The sequence below is a fragment of the Tenacibaculum lutimaris genome, assembly GCF_003610735.1.
GTDB classification, from domain to species: Bacteria; Bacteroidota; Bacteroidia; order Flavobacteriales; family Flavobacteriaceae; genus Polaribacter; species Polaribacter lutimaris.
The window spans coordinates 308,495-330,467 of the sequence record NZ_RAQM01000009.1 but is presented as its reverse complement, the minus strand read 5'-3'; the positions used below and the strand labels follow the sequence as shown (position 1 = coordinate 330,467).

Below are 21,973 nucleotides of genomic sequence, written 5' to 3'. Positions count from 1 at the left end.
GTAAATTTAGAAATAAAAATGCAGGAAAATGCAACGGAGTAAAAAAAGACTCGTCTTTAGGGTAAGAAATCAAGAATGAAATCAACCAAACAGATACATCAACGGGTTATAGATGCCTGTAGAAATAATGATGCAAAAGCACAAATGCAATTGTATGATTTGTATTGTGATGCTATGTTTACTGTGGCATTGCGGTATGTGAAAGATTCGTTTACGGCGGAAGATGTAGTGCAAGATGCATTTATAAAAGCGTTTAAAAACATTCATTCGTATAAAGAAGAAGTAGCGTTTGGTGCTTGGTTGAAGAGGATTGTAATCAATCAAAGTATTGATTATTTAAAGAAGAAGAAACTAGAATTAGTTTCAATTAATGAAGAAACTACCACGCTAGTGGAAGATGATAATGATAATTGGAATGTAGCGTCAACCATATCGTATCAAGATATAGTAAACTGTATTCAGCAATTAAAAGAGAAGTATAGAATTGTGTTAACCTTGTTTTTGTTAGAAGGGTATGATCATGGAGAAATTTCGCAAATATTAGGGATTTCTGAAGTGAGTTCAAGAACACATTTATTACGAGGAAAAAAGAAAGTACAAGAGCAATTAAAAGCAGTACATCATGTCTAAAGATATTAGAGAAATACTAAAGAATGAAGTTGAAAACACAGAGAGGTTATCAACAAATCACAGACAACGTTTTCAACAAAAGTTGATGGATGAATTGCATGAAAAACCATCAACAAAAAAATCATATCAATGGTTGTTTATTGCTGCATCAATTATGTTATTGGTGAGCATAGGCGTTAAATTTTATCCAACTAATACTATAGAACCAGCCATTAAAGAAATTCCTGAAGAATATCGAAATAAAATTAGTTTAGGTTCTATTTCACCCGAATTAAAAACGGTGGAAGATTACTATGTAAACACCATTAATTACGAGTTAAGTCAATTAGAATTAACAAGTGCTAATAAAGAACTTTTTGATGGTTATTTAACCAAGATAGGTGAACTAACCAAAGAATATAAGTCGTTAACCAAAGAGCTCAATACAAAAGGAGTTAACGATGATACTATCAATGCATTGATTGGAAACCTGCAACTGCGTTTACAGCTGTTAAAACGTATGCAAAAACAATTACAAGAATTTAAAAATCCAACTCAAAATGACATTCAAACAATTTAAAATTAGTGTTTTTTCACTGTTAGTAACTGGAGTTGTATCTGCACAGCAGTATAATAAAAAGTATAGTGAAAATTTTAAAACCAATAAAGATGTGGTGGTTAACATCAATGCGTCTAACGCCGAAATAGATGTAACTACTTGGAATAAAAACGAAGTTTTTATAGAAGCAATTGTAGAGGTTGAAGGGCTAGATAAAAAAGAGGCTCAAAAGTATTTAGATAATTGGAAGTTTGAAGCTTTAGGAAACAAAAGTAAAGTGCAAATTAATGCCAATAGAAGTAGTTTTCGTTCTGTAGGAAGTGACAATATTGTCTTTTTTAATTCGTCTGATAATAATTACCCAAAAGTATTTCAATTTGATAATGATGATAAGGTAGTCGTAGTACCTGAAATGCCTGAGTTACCAGAGGTAAGAATTCCAGAAATACCTGAGATTCCAGAAATACCTGAAATCGAAATTCCAGAAATTAATTTTGAAGAAATTGTTACTGGTTTAGAAGATGTAGAGTTTGATTTTGATAAGTATGCAAAAGATGGAGGAACTTACTTTTTTCAATGGAAAGATGGTGTAAACGATATTACTATCAAATCGAAAAAAGAATGGGAAGAGTTCAAGAAAACAGCTAAATACAAAGAGTTTAAAAAACATCAAGAAGAACGAAAAAAAGAAATTCAAGAAGAATTAAAAAGAATAAAAGTAGAGCGAATTAATCAAGAAGAACTTAGAAGAGAAGTAGCGAAAGCTAGAGCAGAGGTTCGAAAAATTAATAGAGAAGAGATACGAAAAGAGATGGCTAAAGCTAGGGAAGAAATGCACAAAGTAAGAGAGGAGATGCATAAAGCAAGAAGAGAAATGAATAAAAACCGTGTTAGCTATTCTTTTTCATCAGATAGTAACAATTTTATGGTAAATGGTAAGAAAGTAAAAGTTACCAAAAAAATTATTGTAAAAGTACCAAAATCAGCAACGTTTGATTTAAATACGCGTCATTGTAAAGTTACGCTACCAAAAACTAAGGCTTCAGGAAAAGTAAGTTATGGAACTTTTAAAGCAGATGCTTTAGACGGAGGTAAGTTAACCGTGTCATTTTCACCAGTAACTATTAACTCATTAAACACCTGTACGTTGTTTTTAAATAATGTAACCGATGCTCAATTAGCGTCGGTTACTAACGCAACAGTAAATTCGAATTCATCAGGAGTTGTGGTTACTAACGTGTATAATAACGTAGAGGTAACTAACAAATTTGGTAATTTAACGATTGTAAAAGTGCATCCAAATCCAAACAACTTTAAAGTGTTTTTAAATTATTCAGATGCAACTATAAACCTTTCTGAATTAAAAGGTAAGTTAAATTTTAAAGTTTCTAATGAAATTCGAAATGCTAAAAACGGAAGTGTAGAGTATAATGGAGACTTTACACTAACTTCAAAAGATAAAAAGATTGTAATAGATGGAAAATACAGTCAACTACAACTAAAAAAACAGTAGTTATATATGTAAAAAAACTACTTTTTTTCTTAACAAAATTACTGCTAAATTCCATTTCTGTATTCTTTTTAAAGTGCCTATCTTAGCGTTTGTAAATAGTCACTTTTACCATGGAATTATACAAAGAAAATCAACTTAAAATATATAACTCTTTAAGCAAATCAAAAGAGCTTTTTAAACCAGTAACTGAGGGGCGCGTAGGAATGTATGTGTGTGGACCAACAGTTTATAGTAACGTGCATTTAGGAAATATTAGAACCTTTATGTCGTTTGATATGGTTTTTCGTTATTTACTACACTTAGGCTATAAAGTACGTTATGTACGTAATATTACCGATGCTGGTCACTTAGAAAATGATGCAGATGAAGGTGAAGATAGAATTGCTAAAAAAGCACGATTAGAAGAAATTGAACCTATGGAAGTGGTTCAGCGTTACACGGTAGATTTTCATACAGTAGCAGCAAAATACAATTTTTTACCGCCGAGTATAGAGCCAACTGCAACAGGTCATATCGTAGAGCAAATAGAAATGATTAAAGAAATCATAGAAAAAGGTTTTGCTTACGAAGTAAACGGATCTGTATATTTTGACGTGTTAAAGTATAATGAACAAAATAACTACGGAATCCTTTCAGGGCGTACTATTGAAGATGCTATTCATAACACAAGAACTTTAGACGGGCAATCAGATAAGAAAAATCCGCAAGACTTTGCACTTTGGAAAAAAGCCGATGAACGCCATATTATGCGTTGGCCTTCTCCTTGGAGCGATGGTTTTCCTGGTTGGCATTTAGAGTGTTCAGTAATGAGTACAAAATATTTAGGTGAACAGTTTGATATTCATGGAGGAGGAATGGACTTAAAATTCCCTCATCATGAATGTGAAATTGCGCAATCACATACTTGTTCTGGTGTACAACCCGTTAATTATTGGATGCATGCTAATATGTTACTGTTAAACGGTCAAAAAATGGCAAAATCTACAGGAAACTATATTTTACCTGAAGAGATTTTAACAGGGGCGAATGCTATTTTGCCAAAAGCATTTAATGCCGGTGTAGTACGTTTCTTTATTATGCAGGCACATTATCGTAGTATCCTAGATTTTTCAGGAGAAGCGTTGTTAGCTTCTGAAAAAGGGTATAATAAATTAATGGAAGCTGTAAATACTTTAAATAAGGTAACTGCTGAAGCTACGTCTACATTTGATGTGCAAAAATGGAGACAAGATTGCTACGATGCAATGAATGATGATTTTAATACTCCTATTTTAATTTCTCATTTATTTGAAGCTGTAAAAGTTATCAATCAAATAAAAGAAGGGAAATCTAGTTTAACTGAAGAAGATTTAACGGCGTTAAAAGAAACTATCGGAGCGTTTGTTTATGATGTTTTAGGGTTGTTGAATGAAACTTCAGAAGGAAATAATTCTGATAAACTAGATGGTGTGGTAGAGATGTTAATTACTATGCGAAAAGAGGCGCGAGAAAATAAAGATTGGGCGTTGTCAGATGAAATTCGTGACAAACTACTTGCTTTAGGTATTCAATTAAAAGACGGTAGAGAAGGAACGACATTTACAGTTAACTAATAGTAAAATCCTAAAAAAGCATAGTGAAACTAAAAACCATCATAGCATACCCATTTATATTGTTAGTTCGATTTTACCAAACAGCAATTTCACCATTTACACCTGCTACATGTAGGTATTCACCTACCTGTTCAAGTTATACTGTTGAAGCATTACAAAAACACGGATTGTTTTACGGTGGTTGGTTAGCATTGAAAAGAATTTTTAGTTGTCATCCGTGGGGAGGGAGTGGTTATGATCCTGTTCCAGAAAAAAGAGAAAAAAAGAATCGTCATTAAAAAAGAATGACGAAGTAATCTCTCTTTTTTAAGATTGCTTTATTACATTCGCAATGACAATGTTAAAATAAATAAGAATAGATGAATTTTTTATCCATAGTGTGGGATTGGAACCCAGAATTAATAAACATTGGAGGTTTTGGTATTCGTTGGTACAGTTTAATGTTTGTAGCAGCATTTATATTAGGACTTCGATTAATGAAAAAGATTTACATCAACGATAATATTCCTGTTGAAAAACTAGATCCGTTATTTATGTACGTATTCGTTTCTATGTTGATAGGAATGCGTTTAGGAGATGTGTTTTTTTATAGTTGGGATTATTACCAAAACCACTTACTAGAAATTATTTTACCTATTAAAAAGCAAGAAGGAGCTTCAGCTTTATTCGGTTTGTTAGATGGATGGAAATTCACAGGGTTTACAGGATTTGCTAGTCACGGAGCAGCAATTGCTATTCCAATAGCGATGTATTTTTACGCTAAAAAGCATTTACAGAAACCATGGTTGTTTATTTTAGATAGATTAGGAATTATGGTTGCCTTAGCAGGATTTTTTATTCGTTTCGGAAACTTTTTTAACTCTGAAATTTATGGAAAACCAACAGGTAGTAGTTTTGGGGTAATTTTTGAGCTAGCAGGTGAAACGGTACCACGTCATCCAACCCAATTATATGAGGCATTTAGTTACTTAGTATTGTTCTTTTCTTTATGGTATTTCTATTGGAAAACAGACAAGAAAAACCAAACAGGCTTTTTATTTGGGCTGTTTATGGTTGTGTTATGGTCGTTACGTTTTGTAATAGAATTCCTAAAAGAAGCACAAGTTGAAGGACGTGAAGATTGGGTTTTCAATTCGTTAAATACAGGTCAAGTATTAAGTATTCCGTTAGTATTAATTGGTTTTTGGTTAATGTTTAGGAAAACGAAGTAATTCTACAAGAAAGAAGGTACAGAAGAAGTAAAAACTTTTTAAAATTAATCAACCATATCAGATAAAGCTCTAAAAATATTCATAGGATATTCAGCGATACGGTTGCAAAGGTATAGATACCATTCTTTACCATAAACGAAATATAGTTTTGTATTATATCCTTCATTTTTTAAATTAATAAGTTGTTGTGTTTGTATACCATAAAGGCTTTCAAACTCATACATTTCATTAGTTGGATTGTATAGGTTGATAAGTTTTTTAGCTTCTTGTTGTATAATATAATCATGTGTAGCTATAGAACATTTGTGATTATTAGATAGTAAATGCTCAATATAATATAGGTATATATTATTTAACTCTTCTCCTCTAGGGATAGATAATTTTTTAGGGGTTTCAAAAGCACCTTTTACAATTCGAATTCTTCCTGTTTCTTTTACTAATTCTTTAAAATCATCTTTACTTCTATGTAAATACGCTTGCATAGTTATAGATAGGTTGTCGAATAATTTTGAACCTTTTTTGTAGATATCAATAATATTATCTGTTCGATTAATTCCTTCTGCGCTTATTGTAACTTCTATATTTGGGTTTTCGTTACAAATTTTTGATAGGTTTTCATAAGCTAAATCTTTGGATATTGCTAAACCAATATGTGAAAGATCTAAAGAAACAGTGGCGTTTAAACTTCTAAGATGTATTTCCTGTATAATTTTTAAAAATTCATTTGTAGCTTTATTTGCCTCTTCAATGGTAGAAGTATTTTCACCCATAAATTCTATAGAGCACTTAAATTGTTTTTCATTTTCCTTAAGAACCTTAGTTATTGTTTCATTTAAGGTTTCTCCACCTATATATCTATCTGCTGCTTTTTTTAATACATTAAAAAGAAGAGGGTTTGCCATTAAGTATTCTTTTGCATTTTCATTGATGGCTGCTTTTTTAAGAGCTTCCGAACCAAGTAAAAGTAAATCTTTTTGCATTTTAAATTAGTTTTGTGACTATTTTATTTTCCTATTAATACATTATATTCTTCTGGTATTTTAATTCCAGAAAACCCATTTGTTAGCCCATAAAGAGTTATTAAAGTGAATATAATTCCTGTTATAAAAATAATTTTTGATTGTTGTTTAACTGATAAGCCTACGAATTTTTTTTTCATTTTTTGATAATGAATAGCAGCGATATGCCCAAAAAAAGAGATTATGGCAAAGCTATAGTAAGGAATAAAAAATATACTTAAAGGGAAAGTGTTTAATCCAGCAACACCAAAATAAAAGTTAGTATCAAGATTTAGTAGATATCTACCGCTTAGTACAGCACTAACATGTATAAGTAGAAAAAAAGCTAAGTACAAACCAGTCCAAACTTGCAATCTGTCGAAAAATGTAACTAATGTTTTTCTCTTATAAATAAATAGTTTTAATCCTGAAATAATTTGAATAATAACTGTAATGAAGAGTATATATTCTATAAAAATATTTCTGTATACGATTCTTAGTTGATCCATGAATTTAATATGGGTTTCTTCTCCAAAAACACTTAAAAAATGGTTCAATAAATGTAATCCTATAAAAATAGTAATTGTTACTCCTGAAATGTAGTGTAGACGTTTCATTTTTTTAAAACAAAAATCTATACTTTTTAGTAGAATTCATTTGATATAAATCAAATTCGTTTTTTAGGCCTCCTAATTCTACTTAAGGTTTCAAGAGTAATTCCTAAGTATGATGCTATGTGAGTTAAAGAAACTCTCTGTGTTATAGTTGGATAAGTTTTTAATAACTGCTCATACCTTTGTTCTGCTTTTTGAAATAGTATAGAGGAAATTCTTTCTTGTAGACTTAACATGGTTTTAGTAACAACAATTCTAATTAATCGCTCGAAATCATGATGCTTGTTTGAGATAATTTCAACATCTTCTTTTGTAAGTTCTAATAATACAGAGTCTTCAAGTAATTCAATATAATGTGGACTGGGTTTATTGGTGAAATAACTTATAATAGGACTTATAAATTCATTTTCAAAAGCAAACCAATCTGAAATATCTTTTCCATTTTTTAAATAATAGGCTCTAGCAGCTCCAGAAATTATGTAATATGTTTTGTTAGAAAATTGCCCATCACGTACAAGGAGTGTCCCTTTTTTTAAACTTAATATTTTAGTAGTTTTTAATAAGTCTAATTGACACTTCGAAGATAATTTACTATGTGAGTTACTGATAGAGTTTAATATAGTTTCTTTATTCATAGTTAAGTATTGTAATTTTAGAAAATTACTAATTTACTTAATAAATGAAAGAAATAAGATTATAAAGGTTAATGTTTAGGAAAACGAAGTAAAAGTTGTATTGATTCGTTAGAAATTAAGGATTTTTATGCTATAGTACTTTTTGAGTAGTTAGTATTTTTTAAGTTAAATAAGTTGTTTAATGGAGAAAAAAATGAGGAGGTGTAAAAAATGAAAAATGTTAATGTTAAGTTAATTCTTTTTGTTTACTTTGTAGTAGAATTTAGAAAAAGACATTATTAATAAATACGGTAGTTTTCCGTGTTTGTAAAACAAAAAGCTATGAAGAAAGGCCTCGCTTTTTCCTTTTTTTTATGGGTATGTATTATTCATACCGTTATAGGTAATGCAACAACAGCTATTGTGAAAAATAATGAAACAGAAAAACATTATTTTTTAGATAGTTTATTCGCAAATAAAACAGATTCTTTTTTTTATGCCAAGTTAGACGAAGTAAAAAGTTTAGAGGAAAGTTACATTTTTTCTTGGTCCAATATTAAAACGTGGTATCCTACTTCTTCACTTGTAGTTAACGATAGAGATAAAGCACTAGCTTCATTTGAACAAATTGAAAAACATGAGTCTTGGGTAGATAGTTTTTCAAATGAAGATATAAAAGAACTTCCGGTTGGAGTTAAGCATACTAGAGAGAATATTCAATATGCGATAGGAATAACACAAGCTAACATATACAAAGACTATACAGAGTTAACTGTTTTTGCAAGGGTGCGATTACCACAAACTAATGAAAACGGCTATCCTATAGAGTTGTTTTTTGGAGCTAATAATGTAAAGTTATCACATGCTGGAGGTATTGTCGGAGACGCCAACTTAGTACTGTTAGGAGATATGCATATACCTTTTAATGGAGGCAAATGGATGTTAACTTTAAAAGGAGGTTTTGATTATAGAACAGGCGTTACCCAAAACAAAACATTTGTAACTATTAATTGTGATGGTGTTAAAGAGTTAGGGATAGAAGGAGAAGTTGAGTTTTCAAGAGAATTGATATTACCTTTAGAAAAAAATGGAGAAGTAAATGAAGGAAAGACAAAAGTTCCTTACAAAGTAGAAACAGAAAATGGAACACAAACACTCCAAGTACCTTATCGTGTAAAAGGAGCTTTTAAAGCTATTGCTTCAGATTGGAACGATTTATTAGTTGGAATAAGTTTACAACCTTTTGTTTTAGCTAAAAAGAGAAATAAAAAAGATTATGACGGTAATTTTCAATTTTATTTAAATGAAGCTGTTTTAGATTTTAGTGACTTAAGAAATTCTCCTAATGTTAAATTCCCTGAACATTATCATAAAAACGGATTATTACTGCCAAATCAAAATATTTGGAGAGGAGTTTATGTGAATACTTTAGATGTAAAACTACCTAAAGAGTTTAAAACATCGGAAACCATATCAAAAGGAAGTAAGAGAGTTACTTTTGGAGCCCATCATTTAATAATTGATGGAAATGGAGTATCAGGATCCTTTTATGCAGAAAATATTTTTCCATTAAATAAAGGAAGAACGAATAAAAATAAAGCGTGGGCATATTCTCTAGATAAAATAGAAGTATCATTAGCTACTAATAAACTAATAGGAGCATCTTTTGAAGGACGTATCCAATTACCTGTTTCGAGAGTAGAAAAGAAAGATACGATACAACAAGGATTAAGATATACTGGGATTATCTCAGAAGAAGAATATCTACTAAATGTTCGTAACGATTCAGTTGTCGATTTTAATTTATGGAAAGCCAAAGGAGAGTTATTGCCCAATAGTGCCATTGAATTAAAAGTAAAAGAAGGAGAATTTAGACCTAAAGCCATATTACATGGACGATTAGCTATTAGTGCTAATCAAGTGAATAGTTTAGAAAAAGAAGGAGATACTTTAGTAGATAGTTCAGGTAAAAAGAGATTAGTCGAATTTAAAGGGATTGTTTTTCAAAATTTGGTATTACAAACCGAAAGCCCAATCTTTTCAGTAGATTATATGGGGTATCGTGATAAGGTAGCTTTAGCTGGTTTTCCAGTATCTATAGAGAATATAGGAATTACAGCAAATAAAACGAATGCAAACTTATATTTTGATTTAGGGATTAACCTAATGGGGGAGAGTAATGGATTTGCTGCAAAAACTAGTTTAGGGATTATAGGGGGGGTTGAAGAGGAAAACTACAAGCAAAAGTGGGAATTCCAAGGGGTAGATCTTGATGCTATAGCATTAAAAGCCGACTTAGGAGGTTTTTCTATAGAAGGAAACTTAACATTAATGAATGATGATCCAGAGTATGGAGACGGGTTTTCAGCAAAATTAACAGCAGATTTTAAAACTCTTGGATTAAAAGCTGGTGCTAAGGGAGTTTTTGGTAAAAAAACTTTTAGATATTGGCAATTTGAAGCAATGGTGGAAGGGCTATCAATAGGTACAGGAGTGTTCAATTTAAGTGGTTTTGCAGGTGGAGCATCGTATAGAATGAAGCGGACAGATTTTTCATCAGATTTTTCCCCTACAGGAATTGGATATACGCCAGACGCTAAATTGGGTCTAGGTTTAAAGGCTATGGTCATGTTTAATGCAATAAAGGATGATGTTTTTGAAGGAAGAGCTGGTTTTGAGATGGTTTTTAACAGAGTTGGAGGTTTAGATTTCTTAGGTTTTTATGGACAAGGAACTTTTATGAATGTGAAAATACCTGGTATGAATAGTATTTCAGAATTAATGGGTACACTTAAAAAGAATACAATTGCTAGAGGAAAATTTTTAGGGGTAACCAAAGAAAATATAGAAAGTTCATGGACAGGAAGAAACCTTTTAAATAAGGCATCAAGTGATTTTCCGCAAATACCCACAGATAAAATGACTATTAGTGCTAAAGTTGGTATTACCTACGATTTTCAAAATGATGTGCTTCATGGTGAGTTAGATGCTTATGTAAATGTGGCTGGAGGCTTTGTAGAAGGAAGAGGGCCAGGAGGTAGAGCAGGTTGGGCAGTGTTACACTTTTCACCAGAGGATTGGTACATATATATAGGTACACCAGAGGATCGTTTAGGTTTGCGTATAGGTGTTGGTCCTGTAAGTGTAGAGTCAGGAGGCTATTTTATGGTAGGGTCTAAATTACCAGGATCACCACCTCCACCACCTATAGTTGCTGAGATTTTAGGAGTTGATGCTAATGAACTCGATTATATGCGTGATGAAAATGCTTTAAGCAATGGTGGAGGATTTGCTTTTGGAGCTGATATTTCTATTGATACAGGAGACTTACGTTTTTTAATATTCTATGCTCGTTTTCAGGCTGGAGCTGGTTTTGATATTATGCTTAAAGATTATGGAGAAGCTAGATGTTCTAATACAGGAGATCAAGTTGGAATAAACGGGTGGTATGCTAATGGACAAGCGTATGTTTATTTACAAGGAGAGTTAGGTATTCATGTTAAGTTATTTTTTGTAAGCAAAAAAATACCAATTATAAAAGCAGGAGCCGCTGTACTTTTACAAGCTAAAGCTCCAAACCCTGTATGGATGAGAGGTTATGTTGGTGGACATTTCAGTGTACTAGGAGGTTTAGTGAAGGGAAGGTTTAGATTTAAATTAACATTAGGGGAAGAATGTGTATTTGAAGATGCTTCTCCGTTAGGTGGACTCAAAATAATTACTGATGTAACTCCCGATGATGGAGGTAAAGATGTTGATGTGTTTACCATATCTCAAGCTACTTTTAGTATGAAAGTAGGAGAACCAATTGTAATACCTGAAGACGAAGGAGATAAAACATACAAGATTATTCTTGAAAAATATAGAATACTACACAAAGGAAAAGAAATAGATGGAAATATTGAGTGGTCAAATTATAATGATAGAGCCAATTTTGTTTCTACTGATATTTTACCACCAAATGAGGAATTAACCGTTGAGGTAGAAGTAAGTTTTAAAGAAAAAGTAAAAGGGGTTTTCCAGACAATTATGATTGATGGGAAAAAAGCCATAGAAAAGGAAGAAAGAACCTTTGTTACTGGAGGAGCTCCAACAGTTATTCCATTACATAATATTACATATGCATATCCTGTTTTAGATCAAAAGTATTTTTTTGAAAAAGAATATGATAAGGGGTATATCCAATTAAAAAGAGGACAAGACTACCTATTCGATGATACGCAATGGAAAAGTTATATAACTTACGAAAAAGAAGGTGAACTACCAGTAAAAAATGAGTTTAATTACAATACATCAGATAATATAATTACATACAATTTACCTAATGTAGTACAATCATCTAAATATCATTTAAGTATTGTAAGCGAACTAAAAGGTAATGTATCTAGTACCAATATTTCGTCAAAAGAAAGTAACACCTCTGAAAATGAAAGTTCTTATAATAATAATGTTGAAAGTACTGAAGTAGAAGTTAGAGAAAGTAAAGCAGAAAACATTTCAAAGGACGGAGAGATAGAAAGATTAGCTTACGATTTTAGTACTTCAAAATATAAAACATTTAAAGATAAAATAAACTCAATAAATACAAAGGAATATAACTGGGGAAAACTTTATTCAGATGTTATTTATTTAAGTAATAGAATAGAGAGTCATGAACCATTTGATATAGTAGAACTGTTAGGAACAAGCTACACTGATAATGTTCCTTTAGTAACTATAGAAGCAACTTTACAAGACGATTATTTTGAAAAAGATATAAATCCACCATTGTATGCAAAATATCCATTAGGAGGTTACCGAGTAAAAAGACGTGACGAAAGCGAATTGGGAGCGCCTCCAAAATATGCACTCCCATTATTAAATACCTATGTAAACAATGTAGAATATGAGGTAAATAAAAACATGTTAGAAACGACATTTCCTTTCAGGTATAATTTAGGGTATGTATATAAACAAGATTGGATAGATATAGAATCACAAATAGTAAATGATTATAGTGACGGAATTATAAACAACGGAAATTTAGTATTGGAATTCTTAGATAAGAATTATCTATTTATGAGATATGGAGAGTATAAAGTAAAACTGTTCTATACATTACCAAGTGGTATTAAAGGAACCAATACTACTTATAAGTTTAAAAACCCAAATAAATTTAGATAAACAAGTAAATTAATTATAAACCCAAGTAAATTAATTATAAACCCAAGTAAATTTTAAAAATGAGAACAATTAAAAATGCAATGATTTTAACTTTAGTAGTATGTGTAAATGTATTTTTTACATCATGTAGTAGCGACGATACACCACAAGATACATTAATAGGAAAATGGCAAATACTAAAAGATGTGGCATCCAATGGAGAGGAATATGAGCTTACTGAGTGCGAAAAAAAAGGAATAGTTGAATTTAAATCTGATAACACGTATAAAGATGTTTCTTATGAAGTAAATATGAATGAAGAATGTGTTTCGTATATAAGTGAAGGAACTTGGAAAGATAAAGGAAATAACACCTTGGGAGTAACCTATGAAGGAACAACGAATGACGTAAAATATTACTTTGTGGATGGAAACTTGAAAGTTATGACAAAAGAAGAAGGAGTTGAAATAGGTTACACTATTTATAAAAAAATATAATTAAAATTAAGTAAGGGTAGGTTATGTTAACTAACACCTACCCTTATTAAGAAAAAGCTAGAAAAGCATGAAAAAGTTATTTGCTGTGTGTTATTTAATACTAGTAAATTTTTTATTTACTTCTGAAGCATATGCACAAATTAAAGAGGGTAGTAATGTACCGAATGTACAAATACTTGCTAGGGTACAAAAAGATAAGATTTTATTACGTTGGGCAGCAACTACAGCAAATGCTTGGAAAAAGACAAATAAAAGTGGTTTTATATTAGAAAAGTATGTACTATCTAGTAATGGTAAACGATTACCAAGTCTAGAAAAGGTATGGGCAAAAAATATACAAGCAGCACCTCTTGAAACTTGGCAAGAAATTGTAGAAAAAGATAATAATGCAGCCATTATAGCACAAGCATTATTTGGTGAAAGTTTTTTTATAGAAGGTGGAAGCGAAGGGCAACTGGCTGACATTTACAATTTGGTCAATGAAAATGAACAACGTTTTTCATTCTCTTTATTAGCGGCTGATATGAGTTTTGAAGCAGCAAAAAAAGCAGGTTGGGGTTTTGAAGATACAGATGTAAAACTTCATGAAAAATATGTGTACAAAATTAAACCTGCAATTTTAGAAAGCGCTTCAAAAACTATTAAAATAAAAGGAACTGCTACCATAGCAAGTATTAAAAATTATGAACCATTACCTGCCCCTATGGATTTTCAGGGGATTTTTGGAGATAAAAATGTAATTCTAACATGGGAATACCAACTGTTTAAAAATATATATACCTCCTATAATTTAGAGCGTTCAGAAGATGGTGTAAATTTTACACCTTTAAGCAAAGAACCTTTGGTAAACTTGAATGATAAACCTGAAGCCCCAGCAAAACGTATGTTTTATATTGATTCCTTAGCAAATAATACAAAGACGTATTATTATAGAGTTAACGGAATTTCCCCGTTTGGAGAAAAAGGATTGTATTCTAAAATAATTTCAGGAGAAGGAAAACCTATTTTACCTTACACGCCTAGAGTTTTTGATGTACAACTTACCAAAAACACTAATGAGGCAGTAATTACATGGGAGTTTCCTGAAAAGGGAGAAACATTGCTAGAAAAATTTCAACTTTTGATTGCTCCAGTTGATAAAGGTCCATATGTTGTGGCTGTAGATAATATTTCTCCACAACAACGTAAACTTACCTATTCCAAACTACAAGCTTCAAACTATGTTAAAATAAAAGCAATAGGAAAAGATCCAAAACAAGAAAAAACATCGTTTTCAACACTGATACAACCTTTAGATAGGACTCCACCAGCGATACCTACAGAATTAAGCGGAAAGATAGATAGTTTAGGTGTGGTTCACATAACTTGGAAACAAAATATAGAACCAGATTTCTTAGGATATAGAGTTTTTAGAGGTTTCTTAAAAGATGAAGAACCTTCACAAATAACAGTATCACCTATAAACCAAAATAGTTTTATTGACACAGTAACAGTAAAAAACTTAAACGCTGAAGTGTTTTATAGTATAGTAGCTGTTGATAAGCGTCACAATCATTCCGAAAAATCAGAAGTGTTGGTATTAGAAAAACCAGATGTAATTCCTCCAACTGCTCCTGTTTTTTCAGGATATAAAATAAAAGAAGGAAAAATTATCATAGAATGGATACCTTCTTCAGAAGAAAAAGTAACACATGTTTTACTGAGAGAAAACCTTACTGAAAATAAGGAACGAGAGACTGTATTTAGTACTAATGACTCAGTTCGTCAATATATAGATACTGAATTGAAACCTAATAATAGGTATCGATATCATATTACAGCTATTGATAAAAGTGGATTGACTTCGCTTCCTTCCACTCCTTTAACTATTGAAATGGTAAACTTGGCTCCAAAGGAATATATAAAGGGACTGGATTATGTGGTAAATAGAGAAACTAATCAAATAGAACTTTTTTGGAGAGCAAATAATAAAGAAATAGCTGAATACACTATTTATAAACAGTTAAAAGAAAAGCAACCTAGTACATGGCGTATTTTACCATCCAATATTAAAAATGTAATTGATAAAGAAGTAAGCCCCAACGAAACGTATATCTATCATATACGTGCTACACTAATAAATGGAGGTTATGCTAAAGTAAAAACTATTGAAATAAAATTTTAGAAGATGAGGAAGATAATATTATTTATAGTTTTATTTACGACTTTTATAAGTTTTGGACAAGAGTATTTGTTTACGGTTAAGAATTATAAATATATAAGAGATTCGGGAAGCAGAGGTGTGTATTCGGATGAAGGAACAAGAATTTATTTAAAATTTGAAGATGGTTCCGAAGAAGAAATTTACAGAGGAAAAGCTAGGAACAGTCTTACAGTAAGTGAATTACTATCTATTAAAAGACCTCAAAAAATTGTTCAAGTTCGTTTTAAATCTAGATATAATAGAAATGACTGTTGTGGTGGTAAAGGAGATACGTCTCCACTATCAGTAAGTGCAAGTGTAATAAGTGATGAGAGAGGCTGTCCATTAGAAGGTAGTCTAAAGGATAAAGATACGAAAGGAGGGGCTAAGTCATCAGTATATTTTGAATACGAAATAAAACCAGTAATCAATTTATTTCAGCCAACTCCTTCTACATTAATCGGTTTTGACGATAACTTTTTTGTTTCTGTAGATAATAATTCGCTAGGTTTTCCTGCTACATTTTACAATTGGCAATATCAGGTAGTTGCTAGTGGTACTCCCAACACTAATGATTGGGTAGATATGCCTTCGCATACCAATGCAAATGGAAAATCTTCATTTATGGTAAAACCGTCTTCATTTTTGCAAGTAGAAGATATAGGTAAAAAAATCTATTTCAGAATCATTACTTGTAATTCTCAAGAATCAGAAGATGAGATTTTTTATAAGTTATCAAAGTCAGCACCACATTTTAGTAAAGTGTCACCACAAGAGGTTACATGTTATGAGGAAACAGATGGAAGTGTAACTTTTTATTTTGATAGAAATCCTAGTGCAAATGAAAAACTTAGTATTGACATCAAAAATATAACAAAAAATTCTGTGCATAATGCAGATAATGTAGAAAATGATATTATAAATAAACAATATACTAAAAATGAATTACCACCAGGAGATTATATTGCAGAAGTAATAGGTTTTGGAATTTTAGCTTATAATGGAGAAACATGGAATACATATACAGAATCTCCAACCCATAAAATTAATTTTACTATAAGAGAACCTAACCCCATCGAATTTTTAGCAACTTCAACTAGTGTTTGGTGCCATGGAGGAAGTGATGGCACAATTACTATTAAAGCTAGCGGAGGGCAAGATAGAGAAAAGTATAAATATTTATTACGAAATGAAGGAGACACTAGCCTTATAGAAGAAAGTGATTGGATTGAATTTACAAACCTAGCAACCTATATAGGAACCTTTCCAAACGGAAAATTAGAAGCTACAGAAGTTATCACAGGAAAACCAGAAGGAAATTATATTGTTCAAATAAAAGATGCTAATGATTGTATAGCTAAAGTGCCCGTAAGAGATGGAGCAGGAAATATTATTGGTTTAGCAGAAGAAAAAAAAGACCCCGTAATAGTTAATGAACCAGATTCACCTGTAAACATAGATTTCGTATATGAAAAACAACCCACTGCTTTTGGGTTTTCTGACGGACAAATTCGTGCACAAATAACAGGAGGAACTCCATTACCTAATGGGAAGTACAATTATACGTGGAAACACGAAAATGGCACCACATGGAATACCTTTAGTGATATTGTAAATGCAGATGGTTGGTATTTAACGTTAACAAATGCTATTGCAGGAAAATATAGTCTAGCTATAACAGATGCAAATTATAACAGTGCTACAAATAAAGAAGGTTGTACAGTAGCAAATGCAGAGTATGTATTGCAAGAACCACCAAAGTTAATGTTGAAAATAGAAGAAACTAATTTCATTTCTTGTAATAGTAGCAATACTTATGGAGATCCATCTAGTGATGGAGAACTTACAGCTATAGCTTCAGGAGGAGTTCCTTTTAGTCCACTTATACAAGGTATGTACAAGTATAAATACACATGGAAAAAGAAAGAAGCATCAGGTATTTATCAAATCATACCTGGAGAAACAGGAAATGTACTTAAAAATAGAGAAGCAGGAGAATATGCAGTTAATATTGAAGATGCTAATGGAATTATTATAGGAAGTTATAACAATAATACATTAGTCAACCCAACAGATGTAGAATACGAGCTACAACAGCCAGAATTATTAAAAATAACATACACTAAACAAGATGTATTTTGTCATAAAGGAACTGACGGAGCTATTAATGCAACAATAACAGGAGGAACGGGGAACTATACCATCTCTTGGAATACAGGAGAAACTATAGAAGATATATCTAATCTAGTAGCTGGAGACTATACTATTGAAGTAACTGATGAAAGAGGTTGTCAAGTTCAAGAAACAATAACAATTGAAGAACCTCAGAATCCTATTAATATAAATTATAACTTTTTTGAACCAACATTCGCTGGTGCTACAAACGGATGGATTAAAGCAACAATAACAGGCGGTACTCCTCTAAACGATGGCTCTTATACTTATACATGGCAAGATGCGAATGGAAATAATTTAAATACTCAGGTAACTGCAAGATTTAATGCTGGGAGTTATGAATTAACACTCAATAATATTGGTGAAGGAACGTATAAGTTAACAATTCAAGATAAAAACTACTCTTTAGCAGTTGATAAAAAAGGGTGTACTGTAATAGAAAGTGAATATTATATTGAAGATCCTGAACCGTTAAAAGCAAGTATTGAATTAAGAAAACCAATTTCATGTAATAGTAGTAATAGTTACGGAGACCCTTTTTCTGATGGCGTTTTAGAAGTAATAGCTGAAGGAGGAATAAAACTACAACCCAATGAAAATAATGGTTTACCTTATTACTATACTTGGAAAAAAGAAACAAGTCCAGGAGTATGGACAATATTGACTACACAAACATCAAATATAGCAAGCGGTTTAGATGCAGGAAATTATGCAGTAAATATAAAAGATGCTAATGGAATTATTTTAGGTGTATATAAAAATAATGTATTAGAAACCCCAACAGATGTAACATATAATTTTGAAGAACCACCATTGCTGGAATTAACTTTTGAAAAGCAAGATGTGTATTGTTACGAAGGTAGTGATGGTTGGGCAAAAGCAATCATTAAAGGAGGAATACCTCCATATAACATCGAGTGGGAAAGAGGAAACAAAGTAGCACAAATAAATTCCTTAACAAAAGGAGAGTATAGTGTAACGGTTACAGATACTAGAGGTTGTCAAGTAACGGGGAGTATTTTAATAAAACAACCAGAGAATCCAATAAGTATATATTTTACAGCTTTTGCTACGCCTTCTACTGGAGGAGCATCTGATGGTTGGATACAAGCAGAGATAGAAGGAGGAACCTCTTTTACAGATGGTAGTTATACTTACTATTGGCAAGATGAAAAAGGAACAATACTTAATGAACAAACAGAAACAAGTATTGTAAATGGTAAATTTCAAATAAAAATAGACAATATACCAAAAGGGTTGTATCACTTAACGATTGAAGATGCAAATTATGTTTCAGCTACTACAAAAGAAGGGTGTACCCATATAGAAGAAGAGTTTATTTTATACGATCCTATAGAAGCTACTATTAGTATTGAAAATCCTATTTCATGTAATCAGAATAATAAATTTAACAATCCTTATGCCGATGGGGCTTTGAAGGCGAGTGTAACTGGAGGTTTACCTTTTAGTGCAGGGCAATCGTACATATATTATTGGAAAAAGAAAAATAGTAGTGGAGTATATGAAGATTTGAATCAAAACAATCCAATAGCTACTAATTTATCAACAGGTGAATACGCTTTAAATGTAGAAGATAGCAGAGGAGTTATAATAGGTGTTTATGAAAGTTTACAGTTAATCAATCCATCAGATGTATTGTTTAGCTTTGAAGAACCAGAATTACTAGCATTATCGTTATCTGCTACAGAAATTTCTTGTGATACAGGAAATGATGGAACAGCAACTGTAGCTATTTCAGGAGGAATACCTCCTTATAATATACAGTGGTCTAATGGAGCAACAACAGCAACAGCAGAACATTTAATAGCAGGAAACCATTTGGTATTTGTTACTGATGCTAGAGGTTGTGAAGTAACAGGAAGTATTACAATCGGACAACCTGGAGGATTAAAAATTGAAGTAAATAAAAAGAATCCTACTTGTTATGGTGCAAATGATGGAGCCATTTCTTTAGATATTTCAGGAGGAGAAGCACCATATACTTATAAATGGGAAACAGGAGAAAAAGCTACAAGTTTATTGAACTTAGTAGAAGGAACCTATAAATTTTCATTAACAGATGCCAATGGATGTAAAGCTTTTGCAGAAGTAAAATTAGAAAACCCTGAAAAATTAATTATAGACTTGGGGAGTGACAAAACCTTATGTATAGATCAAACCTATGTTTTAGACGCCAGTATTGATGATGAAAATGTAACATATAGTTGGGTATCAAGTAATGGGTTTAGCTCAAATGAAGCATCAATAACCATAACAGAAGAGGGTATTTATACTGTCACTGTAACATCTTCATTAGGTTGTGTGGCTACTGATACTATAACAATTAATTACAGCAGCCAAGAAATAAACGCTGAGTTTTTAATGTCGTCACAAGCGTATATTAATGAAGAAGTGGTTGTGTTTCATACAAGTAATCCTACTCCTGAATCTTTTGAATGGATGTTGCCAGAAGAAGCAAAAGTAGTAGAAGAAAAGGAAAATACAGTAGTTCTTAGTTTTTCTAAAGAAGGAACCTATGAAGTTGGATTATTAACAAAAGTTGGCGATTGTGTACAAGAAATATACAAAAAAGTAGTAGTTGAAGAGGAAAGTAGTTTAGTCGACCCAGGAGATACAGAAACTCCATTTATTGAAGCGTTTAGTGTTTCTCCTAACCCAAATGATGGAAATTTTACTGTTAACATAGATTTAGTAGAAGCAACTCCTATTTCTCTCCGTATTTTTAACACACAAGGACAATTTATAACAAAGCATATACCCAATCAGACATTAGAAGAATATAGTATTCCGTTTACAATGAATTTAGCTTCAGGAATGTATGTTGTGGTGTTAGAAACAGCAAAGCAAACACAGGTAAAAAGAATGATTGTAGATTAAAAGAATGAAGAAATTTTATAGCTATACATATATTTTACTAGCAGTAGTTTTTGTAATAACTGCATGTTATAAAGAAACTCCAATTTTTATAAAAGCGGATTTTGAAACTTCTTTTGTTAATGAAGATGAATCAGTACCTGTACAAATAAGTATTCGAAACAAAACTGAAGGAGCAGATACTTACGAATGGACTTTTGAAGGAGCCACAGTTACTTCTTCAACTGATAAAAACCCAGGAGGTATTGAATATACGAAAGCAGGAACATACACAATAACCTTAAAAGCCTCTAATGTTGACGGTTTGGAAGAAACGTTAACAAAAGAGATTACAGTTGTAGAAGGAATAGATATACAGTTCTCAACTGAAATAATAAAAAGTAGTTATCCTCCAGTAGAAGTTAAATTAACAAATAATACAGTTGGAGAAAACTTAACCTATCAATGGACTTTTGAAGGAGGAAAACCAGCAAAGTCAACAGATAAAAATCCTACAAATATAGTATTTGAAGAACCAGGAAAACACCGTATACAAGTTGCGGTGTCAAACGGTTTTGAAACAATAACCAAAGAAGAAATCATAACAGTTTTACCTGATATAGATATAGACTTTGATTGGGAAGTCGATTTTTTTGATGATGATTATCAAGCTCCAGTAACTATTACCTTACAAAATAAAACAACCGATGCCTTAAGTTATCAATGGGCTTTTGAAGGTGGAACAGCTAGTAACAGTATAGAAGAAAATCCAGAGATTACTTTTCAAAATGTAGGGATATATACAATTAAGTTGATTGCTTCTAATGGGAAGGCAGAAAAAACAATAACAAAAACTATACAGGTTAAACCAAATACAAATTTAAGAACATTTACAGATGTTAAGTTAGGAATTAACTCTGCTCATAGTAACAATAATGTAGGAGCTTTTTTTTCAACAGAATTAAGAAAAACAGTTACTGCAAATGAAGTTACTGAAGAAAACGGATCTAAAATAGATCTCGTTTTTCTGGGACTTAGTAATGGTTTTACCTATAATAAATTTCTGTCACCAACCGAAGCAGGTTCCAATGGTTTTGTAGCAATCCCTAATGCACAACACACGAAATTAATTAACTCTCAAGAAACCTGTAGCTGTGGGGTAAGTTTTAGTGTTGCTCAATTTGATGCAATGAAAAATGACATTCCTTTACAAACTATAACAATTACGGAAACTCCAAACGGATTATTACATTTTGATAGTACCATGAAACCAAGAATTGTACTGTTTCAAACTGCTGATGGAAGAAAAGGAGCCATAAAAATAAAGGAGTTTGTAGATAACGGAAGTAATTCATACATCCTTTGTGATATTAAAGTTCAAAAATTGCCTTAG

At 31.6% G+C, this 21,973-nt stretch carries 14 protein-coding genes; 11 read left to right on the top strand and 3 right to left on the bottom strand.

Features of this window, described 5'->3' with window-relative positions; translation table 11 throughout:
• Positions 1-75 precede the first annotated feature (75 nt).
• The 6 genes from C8N26_RS09840 to lgt all read left to right on the top strand — a co-directional run bounded on the left by C8N26_RS09840 (position 76) and on the right by lgt (position 5,484).
• Entirely contained in the window at positions 76-630 is a 555-nt protein-coding gene (locus C8N26_RS09840) for an RNA polymerase sigma factor (protein WP_120187134.1), read from the top strand.
• Complete coding sequence (locus C8N26_RS09835) at positions 623-1,189, top strand: hypothetical protein (protein WP_120187133.1); 567 nt, start codon at positions 623-625, stop codon at positions 1,187-1,189. The genes C8N26_RS09840 and C8N26_RS09835 overlap by 8 nt, the downstream gene beginning before the upstream one ends.
• A complete protein-coding gene (locus C8N26_RS09830; protein WP_120187132.1) occupies positions 1,170-2,681 on the top strand; it encodes a hypothetical protein in 1,512 nt (503 codons plus the stop codon). The genes C8N26_RS09835 and C8N26_RS09830 overlap by 20 nt, the downstream gene beginning before the upstream one ends.
• A 110-nt stretch (positions 2,682-2,791) precedes the next feature.
• Positions 2,792-4,273 (top strand): cysteine--tRNA ligase, encoded by a 1,482-nt coding sequence (gene cysS, locus C8N26_RS09825; protein WP_120187131.1) that lies wholly within the window; start codon positions 2,792-2,794, stop codon positions 4,271-4,273.
• A gap of 23 nt (positions 4,274-4,296) precedes the next feature.
• The gene (gene yidD, locus C8N26_RS09820) at positions 4,297-4,551 is read left to right on the top strand and encodes a membrane protein insertion efficiency factor YidD (RefSeq protein ID WP_028890922.1); all 255 of its coding nucleotides are present in this window, start codon (positions 4,297-4,299) and stop codon (positions 4,549-4,551) included.
• Positions 4,552-4,632: 81 nt separating this feature from the next.
• Entirely contained in the window at positions 4,633-5,484 is an 852-nt protein-coding gene (gene lgt / locus C8N26_RS09815; protein ID WP_120187130.1) for a prolipoprotein diacylglyceryl transferase, read from the top strand.
• Positions 5,485-5,528: 44 nt separating this feature from the next.
• Here lgt and C8N26_RS09810 read toward each other — a convergent pair whose 3' ends face one another.
• Genes C8N26_RS09810 through C8N26_RS09800 form a run of 3 tightly spaced genes read right to left on the bottom strand, consistent with a single transcriptional unit; the run spans position 5,529 to position 7,731 of the window.
• The gene (locus tag C8N26_RS09810; RefSeq protein ID WP_120187129.1) at positions 5,529-6,464 is read right to left on the bottom strand and encodes a proline dehydrogenase family protein; all 936 of its coding nucleotides are present in this window, start codon (positions 6,462-6,464) and stop codon (positions 5,529-5,531) included.
• 23 nt (positions 6,465-6,487) lie between these two features.
• Complete coding sequence (locus C8N26_RS09805) at positions 6,488-7,099, bottom strand: hypothetical protein (RefSeq protein WP_120187128.1); 612 nt, start codon at positions 7,097-7,099, stop codon at positions 6,488-6,490.
• A 50-nt stretch (positions 7,100-7,149) separates the two neighbouring features.
• On the bottom strand, positions 7,150-7,731 hold the full coding sequence (locus tag C8N26_RS09800) for a Crp/Fnr family transcriptional regulator (RefSeq protein WP_120187127.1): 582 nt from the start codon (positions 7,729-7,731) through the stop codon (positions 7,150-7,152).
• A gap of 321 nt (positions 7,732-8,052) precedes the next feature.
• Here C8N26_RS09800 and C8N26_RS09795 point away from each other — a divergent pair, with 321 nt between their 5' ends.
• From C8N26_RS09795 to C8N26_RS09775, 5 genes are all read left to right on the top strand, one after another.
• Positions 8,053-12,873, top strand: coding sequence for a hypothetical protein (locus C8N26_RS09795; RefSeq protein WP_120187126.1), 4,821 nt, complete (start codon positions 8,053-8,055; stop codon positions 12,871-12,873).
• 59 nt (positions 12,874-12,932) lie between these two features.
• Positions 12,933-13,349, top strand: a complete 417-nt coding sequence (locus C8N26_RS09790) for a lipocalin-like domain-containing protein (RefSeq protein ID WP_120187125.1) — start codon at positions 12,933-12,935, stop codon at positions 13,347-13,349.
• 67 nt (positions 13,350-13,416) lie between these two features.
• Positions 13,417-15,513: a fibronectin type III domain-containing protein gene (locus C8N26_RS09785; protein WP_120187124.1), complete on the top strand. Its 2,097-nt coding sequence runs from the start codon at positions 13,417-13,419 to the stop codon at positions 15,511-15,513.
• A 3-nt stretch (positions 15,514-15,516) separates the two neighbouring features.
• Positions 15,517-20,604 (top strand): T9SS type A sorting domain-containing protein, encoded by a 5,088-nt coding sequence (locus tag C8N26_RS09780; protein WP_120187123.1) that lies wholly within the window; start codon positions 15,517-15,519, stop codon positions 20,602-20,604.
• A 4-nt stretch (positions 20,605-20,608) separates the two neighbouring features.
• Positions 20,609-21,973: a PKD domain-containing protein gene (locus tag C8N26_RS09775; protein ID WP_120187122.1), complete on the top strand. Its 1,365-nt coding sequence runs from the start codon at positions 20,609-20,611 to the stop codon at positions 21,971-21,973.

Coding starts and splice junctions, on each gene's coding strand:
- C8N26_RS09830 (WP_120187132.1), top strand. CDS start 1,170: ATGACATTCAAACAATTTAAAATTAGTGTTTTTTCACTGTTAGTAACT.
- C8N26_RS09805 (WP_120187128.1), bottom strand. CDS start 7,099: ATGAAACGTCTACACTACATTTCAGGAGTAACAATTACTATTTTTATA.
- C8N26_RS09795 (WP_120187126.1), top strand. CDS start 8,053: ATGAAGAAAGGCCTCGCTTTTTCCTTTTTTTTATGGGTATGTATTATT.
- cysS (WP_120187131.1), top strand. CDS start 2,792: ATGGAATTATACAAAGAAAATCAACTTAAAATATATAACTCTTTAAGC.
- C8N26_RS09840 (WP_120187134.1), top strand. CDS start 76: ATGAAATCAACCAAACAGATACATCAACGGGTTATAGATGCCTGTAGA.
- C8N26_RS09800 (WP_120187127.1), bottom strand. CDS start 7,731: ATGAATAAAGAAACTATATTAAACTCTATCAGTAACTCACATAGTAAA.
- C8N26_RS09775 (WP_120187122.1), top strand. CDS start 20,609: ATGAAGAAATTTTATAGCTATACATATATTTTACTAGCAGTAGTTTTT.
- lgt (WP_120187130.1), top strand. CDS start 4,633: ATGAATTTTTTATCCATAGTGTGGGATTGGAACCCAGAATTAATAAAC.
- C8N26_RS09785 (WP_120187124.1), top strand. CDS start 13,417: ATGAAAAAGTTATTTGCTGTGTGTTATTTAATACTAGTAAATTTTTTA.
- C8N26_RS09790 (WP_120187125.1), top strand. CDS start 12,933: ATGAGAACAATTAAAAATGCAATGATTTTAACTTTAGTAGTATGTGTA.
- C8N26_RS09810 (WP_120187129.1), bottom strand. CDS start 6,464: ATGCAAAAAGATTTACTTTTACTTGGTTCGGAAGCTCTTAAAAAAGCA.
- C8N26_RS09835 (WP_120187133.1), top strand. CDS start 623: ATGTCTAAAGATATTAGAGAAATACTAAAGAATGAAGTTGAAAACACA.
- C8N26_RS09780 (WP_120187123.1), top strand. CDS start 15,517: ATGAGGAAGATAATATTATTTATAGTTTTATTTACGACTTTTATAAGT.